At 66.5% G+C, this 23,901-nt stretch carries 27 protein-coding genes; 17 read left to right on the plus strand and 10 right to left on the minus strand.

Going from position 1 to position 23,901, the window contains the following annotated elements; all coding sequences use genetic code 11:
* The 3 genes from A5779_RS28790 to A5779_RS28800 are packed head-to-tail and all read right to left on the minus strand — an operon-like array spanning window position 1 to window position 2,356.
* Window positions 1-1,062, minus strand: coding sequence for a quinone-dependent dihydroorotate dehydrogenase (locus A5779_RS28790; RefSeq protein ID WP_174554315.1), 1,062 nt, complete (start codon window positions 1,060-1,062; stop codon window positions 1-3).
* Window positions 1,062-1,331 (minus strand): DUF5703 family protein, encoded by a 270-nt coding sequence (locus A5779_RS28795; RefSeq protein ID WP_055114955.1) that lies wholly within the window; start codon window positions 1,329-1,331, stop codon window positions 1,062-1,064. Before A5779_RS28795 ends, A5779_RS28790 begins: the two co-directional genes overlap by 1 nt.
* Window positions 1,328-2,356: a YncE family protein gene (locus A5779_RS28800; RefSeq protein WP_064887144.1), complete on the minus strand. Its 1,029-nt coding sequence runs from the start codon at window positions 2,354-2,356 to the stop codon at window positions 1,328-1,330. Before A5779_RS28800 ends, A5779_RS28795 begins: the two co-directional genes overlap by 4 nt.
* A gap of 123 nt (window positions 2,357-2,479) precedes the next feature.
* Here A5779_RS28800 and A5779_RS28805 point away from each other — a divergent pair, with 123 nt between their 5' ends.
* From A5779_RS28805 to A5779_RS28825, 5 genes are read left to right on the plus strand one after another with little or no spacing between them, the layout of a single operon-like run.
* Entirely contained in the window at window positions 2,480-2,791 is a 312-nt protein-coding gene (locus A5779_RS28805) for a hypothetical protein (protein ID WP_055114951.1), read from the plus strand.
* Window positions 2,792-2,846: 55 nt separating this feature from the next.
* A complete protein-coding gene (locus A5779_RS28810) occupies window positions 2,847-3,677 on the plus strand; it encodes an undecaprenyl-diphosphate phosphatase (protein WP_064887198.1) in 831 nt (276 codons plus the stop codon).
* A gap of 54 nt (window positions 3,678-3,731) precedes the next feature.
* Entirely contained in the window at window positions 3,732-4,403 is a 672-nt protein-coding gene (locus A5779_RS28815) for a histidine phosphatase family protein (RefSeq protein ID WP_064887145.1), read from the plus strand.
* Between the two features lie 35 nt (window positions 4,404-4,438).
* Window positions 4,439-5,026: an Rv2134c family protein gene (locus tag A5779_RS28820; RefSeq protein ID WP_055114947.1), complete on the plus strand. Its 588-nt coding sequence runs from the start codon at window positions 4,439-4,441 to the stop codon at window positions 5,024-5,026.
* Window positions 5,010-5,846 carry an Rv2133c family protein gene (locus tag A5779_RS28825; protein ID WP_064887146.1) on the plus strand — a complete coding sequence of 279 codons (837 nt, stop codon included), beginning with the start codon at window positions 5,010-5,012 and terminating at the stop codon, window positions 5,844-5,846. Before A5779_RS28820 ends, A5779_RS28825 begins: the two co-directional genes overlap by 17 nt.
* A 7-nt stretch (window positions 5,847-5,853) precedes the next feature.
* Here A5779_RS28825 and A5779_RS28830 read toward each other — a convergent pair whose 3' ends face one another.
* Complete coding sequence (locus A5779_RS28830) at window positions 5,854-6,261, minus strand: DUF2628 domain-containing protein (RefSeq protein WP_064887147.1); 408 nt, start codon at window positions 6,259-6,261, stop codon at window positions 5,854-5,856.
* A gap of 68 nt (window positions 6,262-6,329) precedes the next feature.
* Between A5779_RS28830 and A5779_RS28835 the strand changes: the two genes are divergently transcribed.
* From A5779_RS28835 to A5779_RS28845, 3 genes are all read left to right on the plus strand, one after another.
* Entirely contained in the window at window positions 6,330-7,091 is a 762-nt protein-coding gene (locus A5779_RS28835; RefSeq protein ID WP_064887148.1) for a 3'(2'),5'-bisphosphate nucleotidase CysQ, read from the plus strand.
* A gap of 124 nt (window positions 7,092-7,215) precedes the next feature.
* Entirely contained in the window at window positions 7,216-8,454 is a 1,239-nt protein-coding gene (mshC, locus tag A5779_RS28840) for a cysteine--1-D-myo-inosityl 2-amino-2-deoxy-alpha-D-glucopyranoside ligase (RefSeq protein ID WP_064887149.1), read from the plus strand.
* 38 nt (window positions 8,455-8,492) lie between these two features.
* Entirely contained in the window at window positions 8,493-9,371 is an 879-nt protein-coding gene (locus A5779_RS28845) for an SDR family oxidoreductase (protein WP_064887150.1), read from the plus strand.
* Between the two features lie 39 nt (window positions 9,372-9,410).
* On the opposite strand, the gene A5779_RS28850 is transcribed toward A5779_RS28845, so the two are convergent.
* Window positions 9,411-10,256: a PAC2 family protein gene (locus A5779_RS28850; protein WP_413784948.1), complete on the minus strand. Its 846-nt coding sequence runs from the start codon at window positions 10,254-10,256 to the stop codon at window positions 9,411-9,413.
* A gap of 134 nt (window positions 10,257-10,390) precedes the next feature.
* Between A5779_RS28850 and A5779_RS28855 the strand changes: the two genes are divergently transcribed.
* Together A5779_RS28855 and metH are read left to right on the plus strand one after the other, a co-directional pair.
* Window positions 10,391-10,576 (plus strand): hypothetical protein, encoded by a 186-nt coding sequence (locus A5779_RS28855; RefSeq protein WP_064887152.1) that lies wholly within the window; start codon window positions 10,391-10,393, stop codon window positions 10,574-10,576.
* A gap of 120 nt (window positions 10,577-10,696) precedes the next feature.
* Complete coding sequence (metH, locus tag A5779_RS28860) at window positions 10,697-14,446, plus strand: methionine synthase (RefSeq protein WP_064887153.1); 3,750 nt, start codon at window positions 10,697-10,699, stop codon at window positions 14,444-14,446.
* Between the two features lie 19 nt (window positions 14,447-14,465).
* Here metH and A5779_RS28865 read toward each other — a convergent pair whose 3' ends face one another.
* Window positions 14,466-15,272: an NAD(P)H-binding protein gene (locus tag A5779_RS28865; RefSeq protein ID WP_064887154.1), complete on the minus strand. Its 807-nt coding sequence runs from the start codon at window positions 15,270-15,272 to the stop codon at window positions 14,466-14,468.
* A 45-nt stretch (window positions 15,273-15,317) separates the two neighbouring features.
* Between A5779_RS28865 and A5779_RS28870 the strand changes: the two genes are divergently transcribed.
* Both A5779_RS28870 and A5779_RS28875 read left to right on the plus strand, forming a co-directional pair.
* Window positions 15,318-16,001 (plus strand): HAD family hydrolase, encoded by a 684-nt coding sequence (locus tag A5779_RS28870; protein ID WP_064887199.1) that lies wholly within the window; start codon window positions 15,318-15,320, stop codon window positions 15,999-16,001.
* Between the two features lie 98 nt (window positions 16,002-16,099).
* Window positions 16,100-17,575, plus strand: a complete 1,476-nt coding sequence (locus A5779_RS28875) for a sugar porter family MFS transporter (protein WP_064887155.1) — start codon at window positions 16,100-16,102, stop codon at window positions 17,573-17,575.
* Here A5779_RS28875 and A5779_RS28880 read toward each other — a convergent pair.
* Entirely contained in the window at window positions 17,572-18,072 is a 501-nt protein-coding gene (locus tag A5779_RS28880; protein ID WP_064887156.1) for a DUF7956 family protein, read from the minus strand. The genes A5779_RS28875 and A5779_RS28880 overlap by 4 nt on opposite strands.
* 37 nt (window positions 18,073-18,109) lie before the next feature.
* On the opposite strand from A5779_RS28880, the gene A5779_RS28885 reads away from it, so the two are divergent.
* The 4 genes from A5779_RS28885 (at window position 18,110) to A5779_RS28900 (ending at window position 21,213) form a co-directional block, all read left to right on the plus strand.
* Complete coding sequence (locus A5779_RS28885) at window positions 18,110-18,391, plus strand: phosphoribosyl-ATP diphosphatase (protein WP_055114923.1); 282 nt, start codon at window positions 18,110-18,112, stop codon at window positions 18,389-18,391.
* Between the two features lie 15 nt (window positions 18,392-18,406).
* A complete protein-coding gene (gene hisG, locus A5779_RS28890; protein ID WP_055120319.1) occupies window positions 18,407-19,261 on the plus strand; it encodes an ATP phosphoribosyltransferase in 855 nt (284 codons plus the stop codon).
* 89 nt (window positions 19,262-19,350) lie between these two features.
* On the plus strand, window positions 19,351-19,833 hold the full coding sequence (locus A5779_RS28895) for a DUF4126 family protein (protein ID WP_064887157.1): 483 nt from the start codon (window positions 19,351-19,353) through the stop codon (window positions 19,831-19,833).
* Between the two features lie 3 nt (window positions 19,834-19,836).
* Window positions 19,837-21,213 (plus strand): FAD-containing oxidoreductase, encoded by a 1,377-nt coding sequence (locus A5779_RS28900; RefSeq protein WP_064887158.1) that lies wholly within the window; start codon window positions 19,837-19,839, stop codon window positions 21,211-21,213.
* On the opposite strand, the gene A5779_RS28905 is transcribed toward A5779_RS28900, so the two are convergent.
* Genes A5779_RS28905 through A5779_RS28915 form a run of 3 tightly spaced genes read right to left on the minus strand, consistent with a single transcriptional unit; the run spans window position 21,179 to window position 22,652 of the window.
* On the minus strand, window positions 21,179-21,811 hold the full coding sequence (locus A5779_RS28905) for a flavodoxin family protein (protein ID WP_207549133.1): 633 nt from the start codon (window positions 21,809-21,811) through the stop codon (window positions 21,179-21,181). The two genes, A5779_RS28900 and A5779_RS28905, sit on opposite strands and share 35 nt — an antisense overlap.
* A gap of 11 nt (window positions 21,812-21,822) precedes the next feature.
* The gene (locus tag A5779_RS28910; RefSeq protein ID WP_064887159.1) at window positions 21,823-22,338 is read right to left on the minus strand and encodes an SRPBCC family protein; all 516 of its coding nucleotides are present in this window, start codon (window positions 22,336-22,338) and stop codon (window positions 21,823-21,825) included.
* Window positions 22,335-22,652, minus strand: coding sequence for an ArsR/SmtB family transcription factor (locus A5779_RS28915; protein ID WP_064887160.1), 318 nt, complete (start codon window positions 22,650-22,652; stop codon window positions 22,335-22,337). The genes A5779_RS28910 and A5779_RS28915 overlap by 4 nt, the downstream gene beginning before the upstream one ends.
* Before the next feature lie 299 nt (window positions 22,653-22,951).
* On the opposite strand from A5779_RS28915, the gene A5779_RS28920 reads away from it, so the two are divergent.
* Window positions 22,952-23,467, plus strand: coding sequence for a hypothetical protein (locus A5779_RS28920; protein ID WP_131811707.1), 516 nt, complete (start codon window positions 22,952-22,954; stop codon window positions 23,465-23,467).
* The last annotated feature ends 434 nt before the right edge of the window (window positions 23,468-23,901 follow it).

Here is a 23,901-nt window from a genome sequence, read left to right on the forward strand (position 1 = left end):
TCAGCGTGCAGCAGAACCCACGGCGTCGCTCAGCGACGTGAACCCACCGGCGTGCAACCGCTCGGCGACGCCGTCGTGGATCTGCTTGGCCCACAATCCGCCGCCGTAGATGAACCCCGTGTAGCCCTGGAGAAGCGTCGCCCCGGACGTGATCCGCTCCCACGCGTCGTCGGCGGTTTCGATGCCGCCGACGCTGATCAGCACGAGCTTGTCGCCCACCCGCCGGTACAACTGGCGCAGCACCTGCAGCGATCGGTGCGCCACGGGGCGTCCCGAGATTCCGCCGGTGCCGAGGTCGGCGACACCAGGCGTGGCCAGCCCGTCCCGCGAGATGGTGGTGTTGGTGGCGACAATCCCGGCGAGGTCCAATTCGACTGCCAGATCCGCGATTTCGTCGATATCGGCATCGGAGAGGTCGGGGGCGATCTTGACCAACACGGGCTTGTGCGTCTCGGCCTTGACCGCTGCCAGGATCGGGCGCAGCGATTCCACCGCCTGCAGATCCCGCAATCCGGGGGTGTTGGGGGAGCTGACGTTGACGACGACATAGGCGGCCAGTGCGCTCACCAGTCGGGTGCTCTCGGCGTAGTCGGCCACCGCGTCCTCGGGTGGCGTCACCTTGGTCTTGCCGATGTTCACCCCGATCGGCACCTCGGGGGTGTGCCGGGCCAGTCGGATGGCCAACGCCCCGGCGCCCTCGTTGTTGAAGCCCATCCGGTTGAGCAGCGCGTGGTCGTCGGGCAGCCGGAACAGCCGCGGCTCGGGGTTGCCCGGTTGTGGTTGCGCCGTGACGGTGCCGACCTCGGCGTACCCGAAGCCCAGCGCGCCCCACGTCTGCAGGCCACGGCCGTCCTTGTCGAACCCGGCGGCCAGCCCCATCGGGCCGGGGAACCGCACTCCGAACACCGTGCTGGCCAGTACGGGATCGGTGGGCGCCAACCGTCGCTCCAGCGCCCGACGCAGGAAGGCGGGACCGGTGACGGTGCGCAGCAGGGTGAACACCCACAGGTGGATCCGTTCCGGCGGCACCAGGAACAGCGCCCGCCGCAGGGCCGCGTAGATCACAGCGAAGGCGCCTGGGGTGTGCCCGGCATGGATGACGCGGATTTCTTGCGGCGCAACAGCACCCGTCGGCTCCCATCTGTGTAGGCCCGCACCCGGGTCAGTTCCCAGCCGCGGTACTCAGCCTCGATCGACAAGCGGATCGAGGCGCTGATCCTCGTGACATCCGGCGGTAGCCGCAGCGGAATCCAGTCGTATTCCTCGGAATGGTCCTCGGCGACGACCTTGTCCCATCCCGGGGGCATGCGACCCTGCTGGATGGTGGTCATGGGTGACCCGACGCGCTACCGATCACCTGAACCCCGGCTCCGGACCCCGACACCACGTAGAGGGTGTCGGTCCTGTCGTCGTAGGCCAGGGAGTTCGGTTGCTGCACGGTTCGATAACGCACCTTTTCCACCGGTATGCCGGTGGAGAGATCGTAACCAATCACGTTATTGGTCGCGGTTTGCGACACCCAGGCCAGCTTGTCGGATCCGGCCAGGCCGTAGGGGGAGGCGGGCACCGGGTAACGCTGCCGCATGATCAACGGGTCTGCGCCGAACACCAGTAGCTCGTCACCGCGGGTGTCGGCGACGAGGACCCGCCCGCGCGCGTCGGCGGCGAGCGTGGTGGCGCCTTCGCCGGCCCGCAGTGCCTGCGCGGCCTTGGTCCCGCTGGGGTTGACGGCCGTCACCGAGGTCTGGCCGCGATCCAGAACCACCGCGGTGTTTCCTTGTGTGACAAGCGAATCGACCCGTGCGAAGATCTTGAGCTGGGCAGCCACTGCGTGGTCGCTGCCCAATGTGTAGACCGCTCCGTCTGCGCTGCCCAGCACCGGATTGCCGTCGGCGCGCAGTGCGATCGCCGTGAAGTCGACGCCCTGTGCGCCGTCCACGTCGATTTTGCTGGCCTTGGCATCGGCCAGGTCGACCCGGAAGTACCCGCCACGGGTGGACGCCAGGACATCACCCTTGCCGTCGACGCTGAGCGCGGTGGCCGCGGGCATCAGCGTCACCTCGCGCGATGCCCGGCCGGTGGCCAACAGACTCAGCGTCGACTGACCTTCGGACGCGGGGGACAGAACGGCCAGTGTGCCGGTTGCTGGGTCGAATACCGCACTCACAGCATGTCCGCGTAATTGTCGGATCTGGCCGTCCGGCGCGGCGGTGACAGGAGGCGAAACCGCAGCCTGAGCGGGCTCGATGGTGGGCGGCGGGGTGTCGGCGGGGTTGGACGTGCAGCCCGCGGTGAGCAGCAGGGCCAGCGCAACGAGGCCGGCGCGAACTGGCTGACCTGCAAGAATTGGGCGCAACGGAGGGCTCTCGGTCGGAATCGGATGGTCGGTGACGTGCAGGAATCCAGTCTAGGCATGGCGCTGGATCTGAAATGGTCGCGTCTGCAACCATCGCGGCATAAGTAGAGGTATGGTTCGATCATGACCCTCGCCGCAGACCGGGAACTGGGTAACCGAGAGTTTGCTATGGAGGATATTTCCACTGGTGTACACGCCAGTGGGTTTGGCCAAGTTGGCGATGGCCGGAGTTTTTCTTTCCATATCGAACGTCAGCAACTCGTGATCGAGGTCTACCGTCCGCGGCTGTCCGGCCCCGTTCCGGTCGAGGACGATGTGGTGGCCATGGCCACCCGCAAACTGACCGATATCGACCTGTCTGACGAACGCAGCCTCTCGGCAACCGTCCGAGACGCGGTAGCCGACGCGCAACGGGTTTCGCGCGCCACTCGCTGACGCATCGCACTGCCCGCGTCACGGTACGGTCGTCGGCGTGACTGACGTCGGTGCCATGTCCTGGCTGCAAGTGGTTGTGTTGTCGATTGTCCAGGGGCTCACCGAGTTTCTGCCGGTCTCGTCCTCGGGGCACCTCGCGATCACCTCGCGGGTGTTCTTCGACGACGACGCGGGCGCGTCGTTCACGGCGGTCACCCAGCTGGGCACCGAGCTGGCGGTGCTGGTGTACTTCGCCAGGGATATCGGCCGGATCATCAAGGCCTGGTTCGCGGGGCTGTTCGATGCGGCATACCGGTCCTCCGACTACTGGCTGGGCTGGTGGGTGATCATCGGCAGCATTCCGATCGGAGTGTTCGGCCTGCTGTTCAAGGATGAAATCCGTACCGGCGCACGGAATCTGTGGCTGGTGGCGTCGGCGCTGATCGTGTTCTCGGCGGTGATCGCCGCGGCCGAGTACTACGGCAGGCAGGTTCGCCGCGTCGAGCAGCTGACCTGGCGCGACAGCATCATTGTCGGCCTGGCCCAGTGCCTGGCCCTGGTGCCGGGGGTCTCCCGCTCGGGCGCGACCATCAGCGCCGGGCTCTTCCTCGGCATGGAGCGCGAGCTGGCTGCCCGGTTCGGCTTCCTGCTCGCGATCCCCGCGGTGTTCGCCTCCGGCATCTTCTCGCTGCCCGATGCCTTCCACCCGGCCGGAGACGGAATGAGCGCCAGCGGCGCCCAGCTACTGGTGGCCACCGTGATCGCGTTCGTCGTCGGCTTCGCGGCGATCGCCTGGTTCCTGAAATTCCTGGTGTCGCACAGCATGTACTGGTTCGTCGGCTACCGGGTGGTGCTGGGTGTGGTGGTGCTGGCCCTGCTGGGCACCGGGGTGGTCGCAGCGCAGTGATCCCGACCGTGCAAGCTGAACTGTGACCGACGAGCGCTGGCGCAAGGAGCCGATATGACCGTGATCCTGCTGAGGCACGGCCGCTCGACCTCGAACACCGCGCACACCCTGGCGGGCCGGAGCGAGGGCGTCGACCTCGACGAGCGCGGTACCGAACAGGCCGCCGGCCTCGTCGCGCGCATCGGGGAGCTGCCGGTGACCGCGATCGTGCACTCTCCGCTGCTGCGTTGCGTGCGCACCGTTGCGCCGCTGGCTGAGGCGCTGTCCCTGGAGCCGGTCGTCGACGAACGGCTGACCGAGGTGGACTACGGCAGCTGGACCGGGCGCGCCATCGGCGAACTGGTGAAGGAACCCCTGTGGTCAGTGGTCCAGCAGCAGCCCAGCGCGGCGGTGTTCCCCGAGGGTGAGGGGCTGGCCCAGGTTCAGGCCCGGGCGGTCGCCGCGGTGCGCGAACGCGACCGCGCCTTGGCCGAGGAACACGGCGCCGACGTGCTGTGGCTGGCCTGCACGCACGGCGACGTGATCAAGGCGGTGCTTGCCGACGCGTTGGGTGTGCACCTGGACGGGTTCCAGCGCATCACCGCCGATCCGGCATCGATGAGCGTGATCCGCTACACCGAACTGCGCCCATTCGTGATGCACATCAACCACACCGGGACGCAATTGAGCGCCGGCCTTGCCGCCAAACCCGCCACCGACGCCGTGGTGGGTGGGTCCACCAACTGACCCGCGGTACCGATACCGGTATTTTGGAAGGTGCCATGGCCCGCGCAATTCACGTCTTCCGCACTCCCGACCGTTTCGTGGCCGGGACCGTCGGCCAACCCGGTAACCGAACTTTCTACCTGCAAGCTGTCCACGACAAACGGGTGATCTCGGTGATCTTGGAGAAGCAGCAGGTCGCGGTGCTGGCCGAACGCATCGCCGCCCTGTTGACCGAGATCAACCGCCGCTTCGGCACACCGATCCCGCCCGACACCGGTGAAGTCAGCGATCTGCTGCCCTTGGTCACGCCGGTCGACGCCGAGTTCCGGGTCGGCACGATGGGGCTGGGCTGGGATTCGGAAGCACAGACCGTGGTGGTCGAGCTGCTGGCGGTCTCTGAAGGCGAGTTCGATGCCTCGGTGGTCCTCGACGACGCGGAGGACGGTCCCGACGCGGTGCGGGTGTTCCTCAGCCCGGAGTCGGCCCGGGAGTTCGCCACCCGATCCAACCGGGTGATCTCGGCCGGACGCCCGCCCTGCCCGCTGTGCGATGAGCCACTGGATCCCGACGGCCACATCTGTGTGCGCACCAACGGCTATCGGCGCGGTGAGGTGGCCGGGTCCGAAGATGACGCAGATTCCTAGCCCCGATCCGGATCCCGACCCCGACGATGACGCGGTCCTGGCCGACGGTGAGTTGACGGTGATCGGCCGCATCCGGTCGGCCAGCAACGCCACCTTCCTGTGTGAGGCCAACCTGGGTGCGCGGCAGGTGCACTGCGTGTACAAGCCGATCCGGGGTGAGGCGCCGCTCTGGGATTTCCCCGATGGCACCTTGGCCGGCCGTGAGCTGGCCGCCTACCTGGTATCGGCCGCATTGGGTTGGAATGTCGTTCCCCGCACCATTATTCGTGACGGGCCGGCCGGTCCGGGCATGCTGCAGCTGTGGGTGGACCAGCCAGGTGATCAGGTGGGGGACGAGCCGGATTCTGGCCCGGACCTGGTGGACCTGCTCCCGGCCGGGCACCTGCCGCCGGGCTTCCTGCCGATCCTGCAGGCCTACGACTACGCCGGCGACGAGGTGACGCTGGTGCACGCGGACGATCCGCGACTGTTCCGGATGGCCGTGTTCGACGTGCTGATCAACAACGCCGACCGTAAGGGCGGGCACATCCTGGCCGGTCTCGACGGCGCGGTCTACGGCGTCGACCACGGGGTGAGCCTGCACGTCGAGGACAAGCTGCGGACCGTGCTGTGGGGCTGGGCCGGCAAGCCCGTCGACGACGAGATTCTGGCCGACGTCACCGCGCTGCGGGACGGGTTCGGTGACCTGGCAGAGCAGTTGTGCGCACACATCACCGACGCCGAGACTGCCGCACTGCGGTCCAGAATCGTTGGGCTACTGCGCAATCCCGTCATGCCGACACCGGATCGGCATCGCCCGATCCCGTGGCCGGCGTTCTAGCGCGCCGCTAGCGGGCGCGCCCGAACCCCTCGAACGGGTTCCAGGACTGGCTGCCGCGCGTGACATGTAGGTAGTAGGCGTAGTTGGCCGTCGACATCGCCAGTGCCGCGATACCGATCCCGATGGCCCGGGCGACGTTGTCGTTGACGCCGACGGCGGTGAAGATCACTGCCGCCGCCACCGTGATCCCCAGCAGCGTCAATCCCTTGCGCCACATGCCTTTGACGAAGAAGTAGATCGGACCGAACAGGAACGCCAGGATGTTGGAGTTGAGCCGCATCCTTGCCATGAAGCTGAGGTTGCGGAACGCGGCCTTCGCCTCGGGGCTGGAGCTCGGCAGGCCGTAGGTGTGGAAGAAGTCGAACTTCCAACGCCACGAGTCGGACAAGTTATCGACGGGGGTCTGCTCGGTCATCGCCCGACCTTAACGGCACAACCGGCCCCGCCAGCACATCAACCGGGCGTGCCACCGATACTGGTCCGATGCACTCGACCGATGCCGACCTGGCTGCCGCAGTGGCCAAGGAGGCCGGTGAGTTGTTGCTGGCCGTACGTGAAGAGATCGGTTTCTACGACCCGTACTACCTCGGTGACGAGGGGGACCGGCGCTCCAACGCCTTGATCCTGGACCGGCTGGCCCAGGCCCGTCCCGGCGATTCCGTGCTCAGCGAGGAGGCGGTCGACGACCTGTCCCGCGTCGACGCCGACCGGGTCTGGATCGTCGACCCCGTCGACGGCACGCATGAGTTCTCCCTGCCCGGCCGCGAGGACTGGGCGGTACACATCGCCCTGTGGCAGCGCTCCGTCGGCGTCGACGGAGGTCTGTCGGACGCTGTGGTGGCCCTGCCCGCTCGCGGTGAGGTGTACCGCAGTGACACGGTCAGTCCGCCCCGCCCGCGCCGTGACGGCCCGCTGTTGATCACCGCGAGCTCGAACCGGCCCCCGGCGGTGCTGTGGCGGATGCGCGAACAGCTCGACTTCCGGATGGTGCGCATCGGCTCGGCCGGGGCGAAGGCCATGGCGGTGGTGCGTGGTGACGTCGACGCCTACATTCACGCCGGCGGGCAGTGGGAGTGGGATTCGGCCGCGCCTGCGGGCGTGGTGCTGGCCGCGGGCCTGCATGCCTCGCGCCTCGACGGCTCGGAGCTGCGCTACAACCGCGCCGACCCGTACCTGCCGGATTTCGTGATGTGCCGCAAAGAGCTGGCACCGATCCTGTTGGAGGCGATCGGGATGGCTCGATGAGAAATGCGCACAACGATGCGGGAGATGCGGGAATGAAACTTCCCGCGGCGTTGTCTGACTTGCTGAACTGTGCGGGACCGACCGGTAGGAGGCCGTCCTGAGCGAGCACCTTAGAGTCGAAGCCATGCAATCGTGGTCGGCACCGTCAATTCCGGTGCTGGAAGGGCGTGGTCCGCAACTGCGGCTGTACGACAGCGCTGATCGGCAGGTACGGCCCGTCACGCCGGGACCGACGGCCACCATGTACGTGTGCGGCATCACCCCCTATGACGCCACCCATCTGGGCCACGCGGCGACCTACCTGACCTTCGACCTGGTGCACCGGCTGTGGTTGGACGCCGGGCACACCGTGCACTACGTGCAGAACGTCACCGATGTGGACGATCCGCTGTTCGAGCGGGCCGATCGCGACGGTATCGACTGGCGTGACCTCGGTGACCGCGAAACCCAGCTCTTCCGCGAGGACATGACGGCACTGCGCGTGGTGCCCCCGCACGACTACGTGGCCGCCACCGAGACCATCTCCGAGGTGGTGGAGCTGGTGGAGAAGATGCTGGCCTCCGGCGCGGCCTACGTCGTCGACGACGCCCAGTACCCCGACGTGTACTACCGCGCCGATGCCACCACGCAGTTCGGCTACGAGTCGGGCTACGACCGCGAGACCATGTTGCGGCTGTTCGGCGAGCGGGGCGGCGATCCCGACCGCCCGGGCAAGAGCGATGAGCTCGACGCCCTGCTGTGGCGTGCCGAACGGCCTGGTGAGCCCAGCTGGCCGTCACCGTTCGGGGCGGGCCGGCCGGGCTGGCACGTGGAGTGCTCGGCTATCGCGCTCACCCGCATCGGCTCCGGGCTGGACATCCAGGGTGGCGGCAGCGACCTGATCTTCCCGCACCACGAGTTCTCCGCCGCACACGCCGAATCCGTCACGGGGGAGCGGAGGTTCGCCCGCCACTACGTGCACGCCGGCATGATCGGCTGGGACGGGCACAAGATGAGCAAGAGTCGCGGCAACCTGGTGCTGGTGTCCCGGCTGCGTGCGCAGGGAGTGGACCCTTCGGCGATCCGGCTCGGGCTGTTCGCCGGCCATTACCGCAGTGACCGGTTCTGGAGCGACGCCGTGCTCGACGAGGCCAACGCCCGACTGAAGCAGTGGCGCACGGCCACGGCCCTGCCCGCCGGTCCGGATGCCACCGACGTGGTGGCCCGGGTGCGCCAGTATCTCGCCGACGACCTGGACACCCCGAAAGCGCTTGCCGCACTGGATGGTTGGTGCACCGATGCGCTGGCCTACGGCGGACATGACACCGCTGCGCCACGACAGGTCGCCGCCACCGTGGATGCACTGCTGGGCGTCGAGCTCTAGGCCTCGTCGCGCGCGCCCCGGTGGGGTACGTTGCGGCAATGGGTTCTGTGAACGGGAAAGTCGTCTTCATCACCGGCGGTGCGCGCGGCATCGGCGCCGAGGTGGCCCGCCGACTGCGGCGCCGGGGCGCCAAGTTGGTGCTCACCGACCTCGATGAGGCGCCGTTGAGCGCACTGGCCGCCGAACTCGGCGAGGAGCATGTGCTGACCGCGTTGGCCGACGTGCGTAACTTGGCCGCCATGCAGAAGGCCGCCGATGCCGCCGTCGAGCGGTTCGGCGGCATCGACATCGTGATGGCCAACGCCGGTATCGCCAGCTTCGGTTCGGTCATGCAGGTCGATCCCGAGGCGTTCAAACGGGTCATCGACATCAACGTGACGGGCGTGTTCAACACCGTGCGGGCCACGCTGCCGTCGGTCGTCAAGCGCCGCGGGTATGTGCTGGTGGTGTCCTCCCTCGCGGCCTTCACCTCGGCCCCCGGGCTGGCCGCGTACCACGCTTCCAAGGCCGGTGCCGAGTACTTCGCCAACACGTTGCGTCTCGAGGTGGCCCACCTCGGCGTCGACGTCGGCTCGGCACACATGAGCTGGATCGACACCCCGCTGGTGCAGGACGCCAAGTCGGACCTGTCGGCCTTCCGGGAGATGCTCTCCAAGCTGCCGCCGCCCCTGAACCGGACGACCACCGTCGACGCCTGCGGCGCCGCCTTCGTCAAGGGCATCGAGGGCCGCAAGAAGCGGATCTACAGCCCGGAATGGGTCGGGGCGTTCCGGTGGATCCGGCCGTTCGTCACCACGCCACTGGCCGAGCGCGACATCCGCAAGTTCACCCCGACGCTGCTGCCGAAACTCGACGCCGAGGCCGCCGCACTCGGCCGCTCGACCAGCGCCCGGATCGAGGCCCTGGAAGACAAGTAACGCTCACGGCTCAGTGGCCGGTTGTGACACGCTGTCTGGTCAGCGCCCCCGGCGTCGCAGGTAGCGCTCGAACTCGGCCGCCAGCGCGTCGCCGTCGATCTTGCCGAGCGCCTCGTTCATGTCGACCTCGGCGTCGCCGCGCTGCTCCAGGGAGGCGACGTATTCGGCGATCTCCTCGTCCTCCGCGGTCATCTCGGTGACGGCCTGCTCCCACTCCTCGGCGGCAGCGGGCAGATCGGCCAACGGCACCTCGACGTCCAGCACGTCCTCGACCCGGTGCAGCAGCGCCACCGTGGCCTTGGGACTGGGCGGCTGCGACACGTAGTGCGGAACCGCGGCCCAGAAGGTCACGGCCGGGATTCCGGCCTGCACGCAGGCGTCCTGGAACACTCCGGCGATCCCGGTCGGGCCTTCGTAACGGGTCTCTTCCAGGCCGAAGAATTTCGCCGACTCGGCCGAATACGCCGAACCCGACACCGGCACCGGCCTGGTGTGCGGGGTGTCGGCGAGCAGCGCGCCCAGGATCACCACGGTCTGCACGTTGAGTTTGTCGGCGATGGCCAGCAACTCGGCACAGAAGGTGCGCCAACGCATGTTGGGCTCGACGCCGTGCATCAACACCACGTCACGGTTGCTGCCGGGCGGACGGCAGTGCGAGATCCGCATGGACGGCCACACCAGTTCCCGGGTGACGCCGTCGACCTGGCGGATCACCGGACGGTTCACCTGATAGTCGTAGTACGACTCGTCGTCGATCTCGACGATCGGTTGGGCTTCCCAGATCGCATCCAGGTGGTCCAGCGCGTCACTGGCCGCGTCGCCGGCGTCATTCCAGCCCTCGAAAGCCGCCACGACGGTGGCGTCCTTCAATTCGGGCAGGTTCATACGCCGGCCGGCGTTCGGATACGACGGTGTCACACCTTCAGCCTAAGCCTTGGACGGTGCCGATGAGCCTGTTGTCCGCGCGGGTCGCGGCGGCGCCGAACAGCCGTATTCGATAGACCGACTATCCTGTTTGGGTGGCTGCCGCTGACAAGTCTGCCCACGACGCTGATCTGCTCGACACCTTGTCGCAGCGCGTGGTGGTGGGTGTCGGCGCAGTCGAGACCAAATACGTTCGGCTGCAATCTGGTCAAGGCACGCGTCGCCACGCGGGTCGGGTCGATCGCAGCGACGAGTTGGGCGTCCAGACGTCGATCAGGTGACGACGTAGACTCTTCTGGTCGAGAGGCGTTGCAACGGCTATCTGGGGGGACTGGGTCTCCTTCGGTATCCGCCACGCTCGGCAGAGTCAAGGACGCCTTCCGTTACGGAAGGAGTGCACTGTGAACGCCCCCGAGCCGAACAAGCTTGAGCCCAACATCCGCCCCGACTGCACCGAGGCACTGACGGACACCCTGCGCCGGCGGATCATGGTGATCGACGGCGCGATGGGCACGGCGATCCAGCGCGACCGGCCGGATGAGGCCGGCTACCGAGGCGAGCGGTTCAAGGACTGGCCGAGCGATCTCCAGGGCAACAACGACCTGCTCAACCTCACGCAGCCGCACATCATCGAGGCGATCCACCGCGAATACCTCGAGGCGGACGCCGACATCCTGGAGACCAACACGTTCAACGCGAACGCGGTCTCGCTGTCCGACTACGACATGGCGGACCTGAGTTATGAGCTGAACTACGCCGGCGCTGCTCTTGCCCGTAAGGCCTGCGACGATTTCAGCACGGAGGACAAGCCCCGCTACGTTGCCGGGGCGCTCGGCCCGACCACACGGACCGCGTCGATCTCGCCGGACGTCAACGATCCCGGAGCCCGCAACGTCTCCTACGACCAGCTGGCTGCCGCCTACCTCGAAGCCGCCAACGGGCTGATCGACGGCGGCGCCGACCTCATCATCATCGAGACGATCTTCGACACGCTGAACGCGAAGGCCGCGGTGTTCGCCCTCGAGACGCTGTTCGAGGACCGCGGACGCCGCTGGCCCGTCATCATCTCGGGCACCATCACCGATGCGTCCGGACGCACCCTGTCCGGCCAGGTCACCGAGGCGTTCTGGAACTCGATCAGGCACGCCAACCCGATCGCGGTGGGGCTCAACTGCGCCCTCGGCGCGCCGGAGATGAGGCCCTACATCGCCGAGATGTCGCGGATCGCGGACACCTTCGTCTCCTGCTACCCCAACGCGGGCCTACCCAACGCCTTCGCCGAGTACGACGAATCCCCGGACAGCCAGGCGTCCTACATCGCCGAGTTCGCCGAAGCCGGTCTGATCAACCTGGCCGGTGGTTGCTGCGGAACGACGCCGGCGCACATCGCGAAGATCGCCAAGGTCGTCGAGGGTAAGGCGCCGCGTGAGGTGCCGCAGATCCCGGTGGCCACCCGCCTGTCGGGCCTGGAGCCGCTCAACATCACCGAGGACTCCCTGTTCGTCAACATCGGTGAGCGCACCAACATCACCGGCTCGGCCCGGTTCCGCAACCTGATCAAGGCCGAGGACTACGACACCGCGCTGTCGGTCGCCCTGCAGCAGGTCGAGGTCGGTGCGCAGGTCATCGACATCAACATGGACGAGGGCATGATCGACGGCGTCGCCGCGATGGACCGGTTCACCAAGCTGATCGCGGCCGAGCCAGACATCAGCCGCGTCCCGGTGATGATCGACTCCTCCAAGTGGGAGGTCATCGAAACCGGCCTGAAGAACGTGCAGGGAAAGCCGATCGTCAACTCGATCTCCATGAAGGAGGGCGAGGAGAAGTTCGTCCGCGAGGCGCGGTTGTGCCGCAAGTACGGCGCAGCCGTCGTGGTGATGGCCTTCGACGAGCAGGGGCAGGCCGACAACCTGGAGCGTCGCAAAGAGATCTGCGGGCGCGCCTACCGGATCCTGACCGAAGAGGTCGGCTTCCCGGCCGAGGACATCATCTTCGACCCGAACTGCTTCGCGCTGGCGACCGGTATCGAGGAGCACGCGACCTACGGGATCGACTTCATCCAGGCCTGCGCCTGGATCAAGGAGAACCTTCCCGGGGTGCACATCTCCGGCGGTATCTCGAACGTGTCGTTCTCGTTTCGGGGCAACAACCCCGTCCGCGAGGCGATCCACGCGGTGTTCCTGTTCCACGCCATCAAGGCAGGCCTGGACATGGGCATCGTCAACGCCGGTGCGCTGGTGCCGTACGACTCGATCGATCCCGAGCTGCGGGAGCGGATCGAGGACGTCGTCCTGAACCGTCGCGAGGATGCGGCCGAGCGGCTACTGGAGATCGCCGAACGGTTCAACAAGTCGGAGAAATCCGAGGATCCGGCCGCGGCCGAGTGGCGCAGCCTCCCGGTGCGGGAGCGGATCACCCACGCCCTCGTCAAGGGCATCGACGCTCACGTCGACGCCGACACCGAGGAATTGCGGGCCGAGATCGCCGCCGCCGGCGGCCGTCCGATCGAGGTGATCGAGGGCCCGCTGATGGACGGCATGAACGTCGTCGGCGACCTCTTCGGCGCGGGCAAGATGTTCCTGCCCCAGGTGGTGAAGTCGGCCAGGGTGATGAAGAAGGCTGTCGCCTACCTGTTGCCGTACATCGAGGCGGAGAAGGCGGAGAACGGGACCGCCGATTCGAAGGACACCAACGGCACGATCGTGATGGCGACCGTGAAGGGCGACGTCCACGACATCGGCAAGAACATCGTCGGGGTCGTGTTGCAGTGCAACAACTTCGAGGTGATCGACCTCGGCGTGATGGTGCCTGCCCAGAAGATCCTGGACGCGGCGAACGAACACAACGCCGACATCATCGGGCTGTCCGGCCTGATCACCCCGTCCCTGGACGAGATGGTCAACTTCGCCGTCGAGATGGAACGCCAAGGGTTGGAGATCCCGCTGCTGATCGGTGGGGCGACCACCTCGCGCGCCCACACGGCCGTGAAGATATCGCCGCGTCGCAAGGGTCCGGTGGTCTGGGTCAAGGACGCTTCCCGCTCGGTGCCGGTCGCCGCCGCGCTCCTGGACGACAAGCAGCGACCGGCCTTGCTGGAGTCCACCGAGGCCGACTATGCGTCTCTGCGCGAACGGCACGCCCAGAAGAACGAGCGGCCGATGCTGACGCTGGAGAAGGCCCGCGCGAACCGGACGCCGATCGAGTGGGAGGGCTACACCCCGCCGGTGCCGGCTCAGGGTGTGGGAGTCCGGGATTTTCACGATTACGACCTGGCCGAGCTGCGTGAGTACATCGACTGGCAGCCGTTCTTCAACGCCTGGGAGATGAAGGGCCGCTTCCCCGACATCCTGAACAACCCGGCGTCGGGCGAGGCTGCCCGCAAGCTGTACGACGACGCCCAGGAGATGCTCGACACCCTGATCAAGGAGAAGTGGCTGCGCGCCAACGGGGTGATCGGGTTCTTCCCGGCGAACGCGGTCGGAGACGACATCGAGGTCTACACCGACGAGACCCGTACCGAGGTGCTGACCACGTTGCACAACCTGCGCCAGCAGGGCGAGCACCGCGACGGCATCCCGAACCGGTCGCTGGGTGACTTCATCGCGCCGAAGTCCACGGGTCTGGCCGACTACGTCGGCGCCTTCGCGGTCACCGCGGGCCTGGGCAGCCAGGAAAAGATCATGGAGTTCAAGGCTGCCATCGACGACTACAGCGCGATCCTGCTGGAGTCGCTGGCCGACCGGTTGGCGGAGGCGTTCGCCGAACGGATGCACCAGCGGGTCCGGGAGGAGTTCTGGGGGTACCAGCCCGATGAGCACCTCGACAACGAGGCGCTCATCGGCGAGAAGTACGTGGGCATCCGGCCTGCTCCGGGCTACCCGGCCTGCCCGGAGCACACCGAGAAGGTGACGCTCTGGAAGTTGATGCAGGTCAAGGAACGGACCGGTATCGAGCTGACCGAGTCGATGGCGATGTGGCCCGGCGCTGCCGTCAGCGGCTGGTACTACTCACACCCGCAGTCGCAGTACTTCGTGGTCGGCCGGATGGCTCAGGACCAGGTCGCAGACTACGCGAAGCGCAAAGGTTGGACCCTCCAGGAAGCTGAGCGCTGGCTCAGCTCCAACCTGGCCTACAACCCGGAGGACTGACCGAAACCCTTTGCGCCCGCTAGGTGAACAGGCTCCGGTTGCGCGCCGCCCACTGCGCGATCGATTCGGCCGGGGTGCCCGTCAGCCGCTCGACGTTGTCGTTGGCGGCCTGGGGCTCCAGATCGCCGTCGAAGAGGTCGAGATACCAGTGCGCGCCGTCGCCCATGACGGGGCGCAGCAGTTCTTCGGCCTCGGCGCGGGTGCACTGCTGCGCGTCGACGGGCAAGCCGATGCCCGCACCTATCTGGCGGGCAATGTCGGCGCGTGACAACGCGACGGGGCCGGTGAGTTCGTACATCGCGCTCAGATGCGCGTCCTGCGGGCCGGCCAACAGGTGCGCGGCCACCCGGGCGATGTCGTCCATCGACACCGGGGCTTCGACGTGATCGGGGGCGACGTCGTGGACGGTGCCGGTCTTGATCTGCGGGGCCCACATCGCGAAGTTCTCGCAGAACTCACCGGGCCCCAGCTGGGTGTGTGCCAACCCTGAGCCGGTGATGGCCTCGGCGTGCTCCGTCCAATGTGCACCGCCGGACAGCGCCACCACGTACTGCACACCCGCTTGCACCAGCATCTCGAGCGTGGGTCCGACGGTGGCGGGGAATGGCGCCAGATACACGCGCTCGACGCCCTCAAATGCGGCCCGCAGCGTCTCTGGCTTTCCCAGGTATCCGGTGATTGTTGTCACAGATTCCGGCAGCGCCGCCTTCGCCGGGTTTGCGGTCAATGCGCGGATGTCCCCGATATCGCTGCCGCCCAAACGAATTAGTTCGTCCACGACGCGCCTGCCGATGTTGCCTGTGGCTCCCGTCACCAATATCGTCATCCTCCCACGCTATCGGCACCGTCCGACAATGCGAGAATGGATGGCATGCGTGCGGTGCTCTGGGATATGGACGGCACGCTCGTCGACTCCGAAAAGCTGTGGGACATCGCCATGCACGCGCTGTATGCGCGGTCGGGCGCAGTGCTGACGCCCGAGGTCCGGGAATCGACCGTCGGCGGCTCGGCCGAGACCGTCATGCGCATCGTCTACGACGATCTCGGCCTTGACCCCGATCCTGCCGCCATGGCCGAATCGGCGGACTGGCTGCATGACTACACCGGTGAGCTGTTCGAACAGGGATTGCCATGGCGGCCCGGGGCCAAGGAGATGCTCGACGGTCTGACCGCCGCCGGGGTCCCGATGGCGTTGGTGACCAACACCCGGCGCGGGCTCACCGAGCGGGCCCTGAAAAGCATTGGCAGCCATTACTTCACGGTGAGCGTCTGCGGTGACGAAGTGGACGAGGCCAAGCCGGCGCCGGATCCCTACCTGCGGGCCGCGCACCTGCTCGGGGTGCCCGTGGAGCACTGTCTGGCCGTGGAGGATTCGGTCACCGGGACGGCGTCGGCCGAAGCCGCCGGTTGCCCGGTGTTGGTGATACCCAACGACGTCGAGGTTCCAGTGGGGGCGCGGCGCAGGCATGCCGAAACGCTCGGTGCGCTCGATGTCTCGGACCTGCGGATGATCCATGCCGAGCTGGCGGCGGTCACAGACGTGCGCAGCGCCTGACCCGCGTCGAATCCAGCTGCCGGATATGGCCCTAGCTGCCGGTCCGCTGTGCCAAGGTGATTGTGACCAGTCACGCAATGGTGCGGAGGGGACACGGTATGTCACACGGCCCGGTAGATGGCGGCGCTCCCGCGGTCCACGACGATGACTATTACTCGTCCGGACGCAGCGCTGTGCGTATCGCCTCGGTCGCTGCATTGGGCGGGTTGCTGTTCGGCTACGACAGTGCGGTCATCAACGGTGCGGTGGACGCCATCCAGAAGCACTTCGACATCGACAACAAGATCCTCGGATTCGCAGTCGCCTCTGCGCTGCTCGGTGCGGCCGTCGGTGCGCTCACGGCGGGCCGGATAGCCGACCGGATCGGCCGGATCGCGGTGATGAAGATCGCCGCGGTGCTCTTCTTCATCAGCGCGATCGGCACCGGGCTGGCTCCCAGCGTGTGGGTCGTGGTGTTGTTCCGTGTCGTCGGCGGTATCGGCGTCGGTATCGCCTCGGTGATCGCCCCGGCCTACATCGCCGAGACCTCGCCACCGCGGATTCGCGGCCGGTTGGGGTCGCTGCAGCAGCTGGCGATCGTCTGCGGCATCTTCCTGGCCCTGAGTATCGACGCGCTGTTGGCCCACATCGCCGGGGAAGCCGGGAAGGAACTCTGGCTCAACATGGAGGCCTGGCGGTGGATGTTCCTGTTGATGACGGTGCCCGCCGTCGTGTACGGCCTGCTGACCTTCACCATTCCCGAATCACCGCGGTATCTCGTTGCCACACACCGGATTCCCGAGGCACGCAAGGTGCTGTCGCGGCTGCTGGGGGAGAAGAACCTGGAGATCACCCTCGGCCGGATCCAGGACACCCTTCAGCAGGAGAAACCGGCGGCCTGGCGCGATCTGCGAAAGCCGACAGGCGGTGTCTACGGCATCGTGTGGGTGGGCCTCGGGCTGTCGGTGTTTCAGCAGTTCGTCGGCATCAACGTGATCTTCTACTACTCGAATGTGTTGTGGCAGGCCGTCGGTTTCGACGAGAGCTCTTCGTTCATCATCACGGTGATCACCTCGGTGACCAACATCGTCACCACGCTGATCGCGATCGCATTGATCGACAAGATCGGTCGTAAGCCGCTGCTGTTGATCGGTTCGGTGGGGATGGCGGTGACACTGGGCACGATGGCAGTCATCTTCGGGACTGCCCAGACACATGAGGTGCTCAACAAGTCGACCGGTCTGATGGAGCTGCAACCGTACCTCGGCGGCATCACCGGGCCGATCGCCCTGGTCGCGGCCAACCTGTTCGTGGTGGCCTTCGGCATGTCCTGGGGGCCGGTGGTGTGGGTGCTGCTGGGCGAGATGTTCCCCAACCGCATCCGGGCGGCCGCGCTGGGCCTGGCCGCAGCCGGGCAGTGGGCAGCGAACTGGCTGATCACCGTGTCGTTCCCGGAACTTCGCAACGTCCTGGGCGCGGCGTACGGCTTCTATGCGCTGTGCGCGGTGCTGTCGTTCCTGTTCGTGTGGCGCTGGGTCGAGGAGACCAAGGGCAAGAACCTAGAAGACATGCACGCAAATGCCTTGAGTGCCTAGCGGTCAACCGGCGGGTCCCAGCCCGGCGGCAGCAGTGGTGGCTCGAAATCGTCGGTATACGGCGACCAACCGATGCTGCGGGCGATCTCGACAGCCGCCTCGACCAGCTTCTCGGGCGAGCAACCCTGGTGGGCCAGATGGACCTCGCAGTGCCCGGCGACCACCCAGACGCTGGACAAGTGTGGCTGCACCAGGGCGAACTCGCCGGGATCGGCGCGGTGTGCCTCGTAGGCCCCCTGGGCTGGGTCGGCGCCGTAGCGCAGCTCCTCGACCTCGGCGGCGAAGTCCGGCACGGGATGAATCGACAGTGTCAGGGTTGCGGACGAGGTCGGATCAGGGCCCCAGGACGCCGACAGACAGTCGAGCGGCAAGATCGGGTTGGCGCGGCGATTGTTCTGGACCAGGTCCGTGACCGGCAGGTGTTTGGCCAGGATCGTGCCGATTGCCGAGACCCGGGCGGTGTAGGTCGGCAGCGGGTCGCCGACAGATTCGCTCACCCTTCTATGGAACCCCACAAATGGACCCCCTCCGAGCATGAAACAATTCATGCCTGTGAAGACCTTCGAGGCCCTGTTTGCCGAACTCAGCGACAAAGCGCGCACCAGACCTGCCGGTAGCGGCACGGTCGCCGCCCTTGACGCCGGCATCCATGGGCTCGGCAAGAAGATCCTGGAAGAGGCAGGCGAGGTGTGGCTGGCCGCCGAGCACGAGAGCGACGAGTCGCTCGCCGAAGAGGTCAGCCAGTTGCTGTACTGGACCCAGGTGCTGATGCTCTCCCGGGGCCTGACCCTCGACGACATCTACCGGAAGTTGTGAGCCGTGGCCGATCAGATGTTGCGCGTCGCGGTGCCCAACAAGGGCTCGCTCAGCGAGGCAGCCGGTGAGATCCTCGCCGAGGCCGGATACCGTCGCCGGCGCGACCCCAAGGACCTGACCGTCGTCGACCCGGTCAACAACGTCGAGTTCTTCTTTCTGCGTCCCAAGGACATCGCGATCTACGTGGGTTCGGGTCAGCTCGATCTGGGCATCACCGGACGAGACCTGGCCGCCGACTCCGACGCCCCGGTGCGTGAGCGCCTGTCGCTCGGCTTCGGCAACTCCACCTTCCGCTACGCCGGACCCGCAGGCCGGGAGTGGAGCCCGAAGGACCTGGCGGGCAAGCGGATAGCCACTTCATTTCCGAATCTGGTTCGCAAGGACCTCGCGGCGCAGGGCATCGAGGCCTCGGTCATCCGTTTGGACGGTGCCGTGGAGATCTCGATCCAGCTCGGGGTCGCCGACGTGATCGCCGACGTGGTGGGCTCGGGCCGCACCCTGGGCCTGCACGATCTGGTGGCATTCGGTGCGCCGCTGTGCGAGTCGGAGGCCGTCCTGATCGAACGCGACGGTGCCGACGGCGACGACAATGCTTCGGCGCGCGATCAGCTGACGGCCCGCGTGCAGGGCGTGGTGTTCGGCCAGCAGTACCTGATGTTGGATTACGACTGCCCGCGTGCGGTTTTGGAGCAGGCCACCGCGGTGACGCCGGGCCTGGAGTCACCGACGATCGCGCCGCTGGCGGATCCGGACTGGGTGGCCGTACGGGCGCTGGTGCCTCGCCGCGACGTCAACGCGATCATGGATGAGATCGCCGCGATCGGTGCCAAAGCGATACTCGCATCGGATATTCGGTTCTGCCGCTTCTGATCGGCACACACCGCCGTCTCTGATCGGCGCGTGCCGCGACGTCTTGCGTGTTAGCGTCCGGGTGACAAATCCAGGCCTCGGAGGTTGCCGTGACGCATTTTCTGGTTCTGTTGTTGGCTCTGCTCATCGGCGTGGTGGCCGGATTGCGAGCGTTCACTGCCCCGGCCGCGGTGGCCTGGGCCGCTGCACTGAGCTGGATCAACCTCGACGGCACCTGGGCCGAATGGTTGGCGCACCCCGTCACAGTCACCGTGTTGACCGTTCTCGCTGTGGTGGAGCTGGTTACCGACCAGCTTCCGCGCACGCCGAGTCGTAAGACGCCCGTGCAGTTCGTCGCTCGCCTGCTCACCGGCGCCTTCGCCGGTGCGGTGATCGGTACGGCGTGGGGGTACACCTTCGGTGGTCTGGGCGCGGGTCTCGTCGGCGCGGTGCTGGGAACCTTGGGCGGATACGAGGCACGCAGCCGCCTGGTCGCCCGCAACGATGGGCATGATCTGCCGGTCGCTCTCGTCGAGGATGCGGTCGCCGTGCTCGGCGGTTTCGCGATCGCCGCCCTGACCGCGATCGTCTAGCGCGTGGCGCCCGCGCGGAGTTTCGACGCGATCGTCATCGGCGCGGGTCAGGCCGGGCCGCCGCTGGCGGGCCGGCTGACCGCCGCGGGCCAGACCGTCGCGGTGATCGAACGCAAGCTGGTCGGCGGTACGTGTGTCAACTACGGCTGCATTCCCACCAAGACCCTTGTGGCCAGCGCGCACGCCGCCCACCTGGCACGTCGCGGAGCTGATTTCGGCATCGGCACAGGCGAAGTCGCCGTCGACATGGGCAAGGTCAAGGCCCGCAAGGATGCGATCATGCTGTCCGACCGGCACGGCGTCGAGGACTGGTTGCAGGGCATGGGCGGTGCGGAGCTGATCCGCGGACATGCCCGTTTCGTGGACCCGCACACCGTCGACGTCGACGGTGAACTGCTGCGGGCCGAGCGGATCTTCCTCAATGTCGGTGGGCGCGCGGTGGTCCCGGATTTTCCCGGCTTAGACGGCATCGACTACCTGACCAATGTCGGCATCCTGGACCTGGACGTTCTGCCCGAGCACCTCGTGATCGTGGGCGGCAGTTACATCGCTCTGGAGTTCGCGCAGATGTACCGGCGGTTCGGTGCGCGGGTGACGGTGATCGAGAAGGGGCCGCGGCTCACCTCCCGTGAGGACGAGGACGTGTCGGCCACGATCGCCGAGGTCCTGCGGGCCGAGGGCATCGGTGTGGTACTGAATGCCACCGACATCCGGTTCAGCAAGCAGGACGGTGGTTTTGCGGTGACCCCGCGCGACGGCGCCGACCCGATCGTCGGGACACACCTGCTGCTCGCGGTGGGGCGCACACCCAACACCGACGACCTCGGGTTGGAGCACGCCGGCGTGGACCTCGACGGTCGCGGCTACGTCGTGGTCGATGATCAGCTGCGCACCACGGCCGGGCACATCTGGGCAATGGGGGACTGCAACGGCAAGGGCGCGTTCACCCACACGTCCTACAACGACTTCGAGATCGTCGCCGCCAATCTGCTCGATGACGACCCGCGGCGGGTGAGCGATCGCATCACCACCTACGCGCTCTACATCGATCCACCGCTGGGCCGGGCCGGCATGACCGTCGACCAGGTGCGGCAATCGGGCCGAAAAGCGTTGGTGGGCAAGCGCCCGATGACCCGGGTCGGCCGCGCAGTGGAGAAGGGTGAAACCCAGGGCTTCATGAAGGTGGTGGTGGATGCCGACACCGAAGAGATTCTGGGGGCAGCCATCTTCGGGGTCGGCGGTGACGAGGTGGTGCATTCCATTCTCGACGTGATGACCGCGAAACTGCCCTACACCGCGATATCGCGGACCATGCACATCCATCCCACCGTCAGCGAATTGGTTCCTACGATGCTGCAGGAGCTGAAGCCGCTGGACTGAACGTGCGGCCGATGTTGAGCTGACGCGTCACCAGCGCGACCCGCTGCCCGAGGTGGTGGCAGGTGCGCACATCGGAGGGATGCACCTGGTCGGGGTTGGCGTCCACGTTGGTCTGAGCGCCGGCGCCCAGGAAGAAGCCGAGCCGGTTGAGATCGTCCTCGCTGCTGAACGAGTGGTTCCAGCCGGTGCTCAAACCCAGGTTGACCCAATGCATGTGGTGTTGGGCGGCGAAGACCACCAATGAACTGAGTGTGTTGAGCTTGTCGCCGCTCTTGCCTCCGGAGTTCGTGAAGCCGGCGGCCACCTTGTCGCGCCAGGTGCCGTCCATGCACCGCCGGCCGGTTTTCTCGGCGAATGTCTGAAACCCTGCCGAGACGTTGCCCATGTAGGTGGGGCAGCCGAAGATCATGGCGTCGATGTTGTCCAGCAGGTCCCAATGCTCGTCGGACATGGTCTCGACGTGGATGACGGTGACGTCGGCGCCGCCGTCACGAGCGCCCGCCGCGACAGCATCGGCCAGGGTTGACGTGTGGCCGAATCCGGAGTGGTAGACCACGGCGATCGTGGGTGCGGCAATGTCAGTTCCATTGTGTGGCATGTTGTTTCCTTCTATCGGGTCCACTGGGTGCCGAGCTTCTTGGCGACGTCCTGATAGCGCCGGGCCCAGTCGGGCAATGGCTGTCCGCCGAGATGCGCCTCGAGCCGGTCCAGATAGGCGTGAGTGCCCGGGTGGAAGCCCTGGCCGTCCGAGACCGTCAGGCCGCGGTGGCTGAACCGCAGCAGGGTGCCGTCGCCGTCGGGGGTCAGTTCGTAGCGCACGACACCGGGCTCGGGAGCAGACAACACGGACTGGCTCCATTCGTGCTCGAAAATCCTTGGCGGGTCCCACACCCGGATCCGTCCGGTCATCTTCTTCTGCTGCGGCGGGATCGGAGGCGAATGGGGGATCATCTCGATCGTGCCGCCTTCACGGGCGTCGATCGTCGTTTCGCCCATCCATTGATTGCGCTGTTCGGGATCGGTGATGGCGGCCCACACCGCGTCGACGGGATAGGGGAGGCGCCGCTCGAAACTCAGTGCGGCCTGATCGCCGTCGACGGTGAGCTTTCCTTCACGGCTGGTCATTTCGTCTCCTTGTGGGTCGCTTTGAGATGACGCTCCAGGGCATCGAGATGATCGGACCAGTAGCGGCGGTACCGCTCGATCCACTCGTCGATCTGCATCAGTCCGTCGGGACGCAGCGCGTAGATGCGGCGCTGAGCATCGGGCCGTACCTCGACCAGACCGACCTCGCGCAGCACCCGCAGATGCCGCGACACGGTGGGTTGAGTCAGCTCCGGCAGGGTTGCCACGAGCTCACCCGCGGTGCGCTCACCCTCGACGAGGGCGTCGAGCAATGCGCGGCGACTGGGTTCGGCGACTGCCTCGAACACGTCCATGCATCGAGTATTGCATTACATCTATATAGATACAAGCAGATATAACCCCTCGGCGACGCCCCGCCTCGAGGAGGTTCGACTCCGACGTTCTTGAGCGGACCTGAGGGGAAGCGTTGTCTGCGGACGGGTCGTTGGGGCGCGGCCGATGCGACGCGCTAGATAGTGATGGCAACCAACATCTCTACGCGGCCGCCCATTTGGCCGGATTGACGAGGCGGAACAGCCGTTCGGTCTGGGGTAGAGCTCTCGACGTCGCTCCTGCTCTCTTGCTTGACGTTTAGTCCCTTACCATCTGCGACGTGAGGGGGACACGCAGGTCGATGAATCCGACCGCGAGATCAGTCAGGATTAAGCCGAGGGCACAGGAGTATCCAAACGAGGAGCCGAAGCGGACCAAAAGTGAGATCGTTGCCGGCTGGTTCAAGGAGGAGTCTTTCTACCGAGACATCACAACGCGGTCGTTGTCGACGGGACTCGTTGCCCTCGTCGCCTACCTCGGCGCCGTCGTTCTTGGGTATGTCGGCAAGCCATCTGCCAGTGCGGCGTTTCTGCTCGTGTGGGCGGTAGCTACGGCGACAATCATGGCAGCCCTTGCCTACGCGATGGTTAATGGCAGGGAACTACTAGCAGGGGCCATCGCGCTGGCGGGGGCAATCGCACACGCTGCGGCGGGTTGGCTTGGCCCGATATGGTTCGATGACGTCGGCTGGACGGACAAGTGGCCCTGGATCGGCGCGACACTGCAGCTCGGCCTTTCTGTAGGCGCCGTCGCGATAGTGCGGCGCCGTCATCGGACTCGCGCGATGCGCGACTGATGTTCCATATCGATGAGATTGGTCAAGACTGAACGCTGGCGACTGACCGCGAACGGCTCAATGCGCGGCGAGTTGCTGGAGCTGCCGGTGTGCGGCACGCTTTCTGATCGCTGAGTACGTGTGCGCGGCGAATCCTGCACGTGTTGGTGGCCCCATTATCGAACGAATGCCTGGTCGACGTATAACTCATTCGACGCGCGGTGACCGCAGGCTGCCGACGCGCAACGTTTTCCGGTGTTGTCCGGATTGCCTGCGAAAAGTGCTGACAAATGCTTGGCTGCCGGTCGACGGTTACAGATTTCGCGGCTGCTAGGCCCTGATGACAGACGGAGTGAAGTCGGGTGGGCAGGAATGGACATCGCTACAACCTCGGGGCACTGCGAGCTCGCATCGGCAACTGTGCCAGCCGCGTCGCCCATTGGGCGGTTACACCG

The sequence above is a fragment of the Mycolicibacterium peregrinum genome (assembly GCF_001665625.1).
In the GTDB taxonomy this organism is placed as follows: Bacteria; Actinomycetota; Actinomycetes; order Mycobacteriales; family Mycobacteriaceae; genus Mycobacterium; species Mycobacterium peregrinum_B.

Bases quoted from the DNA above. Each gene is read 5' to 3' on its own strand.
- A5779_RS28870 (WP_064887199.1), top strand. From the start codon at position 15,318: ATGCGTGCGGTGCTCTGGGATATGGACGGCACGCTCGTCGACTCCGAA.
- A5779_RS28875 (WP_064887155.1), top strand. From the start codon at position 16,100: ATGTCACACGGCCCGGTAGATGGCGGCGCTCCCGCGGTCCACGACGAT.
- A5779_RS28915 (WP_064887160.1), bottom strand. From the start codon at position 22,652: ATGGACGTGTTCGAGGCAGTCGCCGAACCCAGTCGCCGCGCATTGCTC.
- A5779_RS28830 (WP_064887147.1), bottom strand. From the start codon at position 6,261: ATGACCGAGCAGACCCCCGTCGATAACTTGTCCGACTCGTGGCGTTGG.
- A5779_RS28885 (WP_055114923.1), top strand. From the start codon at position 18,110: ATGAAACAATTCATGCCTGTGAAGACCTTCGAGGCCCTGTTTGCCGAA.
- A5779_RS28805 (WP_055114951.1), top strand. From the start codon at position 2,480: ATGACCCTCGCCGCAGACCGGGAACTGGGTAACCGAGAGTTTGCTATG.
- A5779_RS28825 (WP_064887146.1), top strand. From the start codon at position 5,010: ATGACGCAGATTCCTAGCCCCGATCCGGATCCCGACCCCGACGATGAC.
- A5779_RS28905 (WP_207549133.1), bottom strand. From the start codon at position 21,811: ATGCCACACAATGGAACTGACATTGCCGCACCCACGATCGCCGTGGTC.
- A5779_RS28835 (WP_064887148.1), top strand. From the start codon at position 6,330: ATGCACTCGACCGATGCCGACCTGGCTGCCGCAGTGGCCAAGGAGGCC.
- A5779_RS28795 (WP_055114955.1), bottom strand. From the start codon at position 1,331: ATGACCACCATCCAGCAGGGTCGCATGCCCCCGGGATGGGACAAGGTC.
- A5779_RS28810 (WP_064887198.1), top strand. From the start codon at position 2,847: ATGTCCTGGCTGCAAGTGGTTGTGTTGTCGATTGTCCAGGGGCTCACC.
- hisG (WP_055120319.1), top strand. From the start codon at position 18,407: ATGTTGCGCGTCGCGGTGCCCAACAAGGGCTCGCTCAGCGAGGCAGCC.
- A5779_RS28850 (WP_413784948.1), bottom strand. From the start codon at position 10,256: ATGAACCTGCCCGAATTGAAGGACGCCACCGTCGTGGCGGCTTTCGAG.
- A5779_RS28815 (WP_064887145.1), top strand. From the start codon at position 3,732: ATGACCGTGATCCTGCTGAGGCACGGCCGCTCGACCTCGAACACCGCG.
- A5779_RS28820 (WP_055114947.1), top strand. From the start codon at position 4,439: ATGGCCCGCGCAATTCACGTCTTCCGCACTCCCGACCGTTTCGTGGCC.
- mshC (WP_064887149.1), top strand. From the start codon at position 7,216: ATGCAATCGTGGTCGGCACCGTCAATTCCGGTGCTGGAAGGGCGTGGT.
- A5779_RS28865 (WP_064887154.1), bottom strand. From the start codon at position 15,272: ATGACGATATTGGTGACGGGAGCCACAGGCAACATCGGCAGGCGCGTC.
- A5779_RS28910 (WP_064887159.1), bottom strand. From the start codon at position 22,338: ATGACCAGCCGTGAAGGAAAGCTCACCGTCGACGGCGATCAGGCCGCA.
- A5779_RS28845 (WP_064887150.1), top strand. From the start codon at position 8,493: ATGGGTTCTGTGAACGGGAAAGTCGTCTTCATCACCGGCGGTGCGCGC.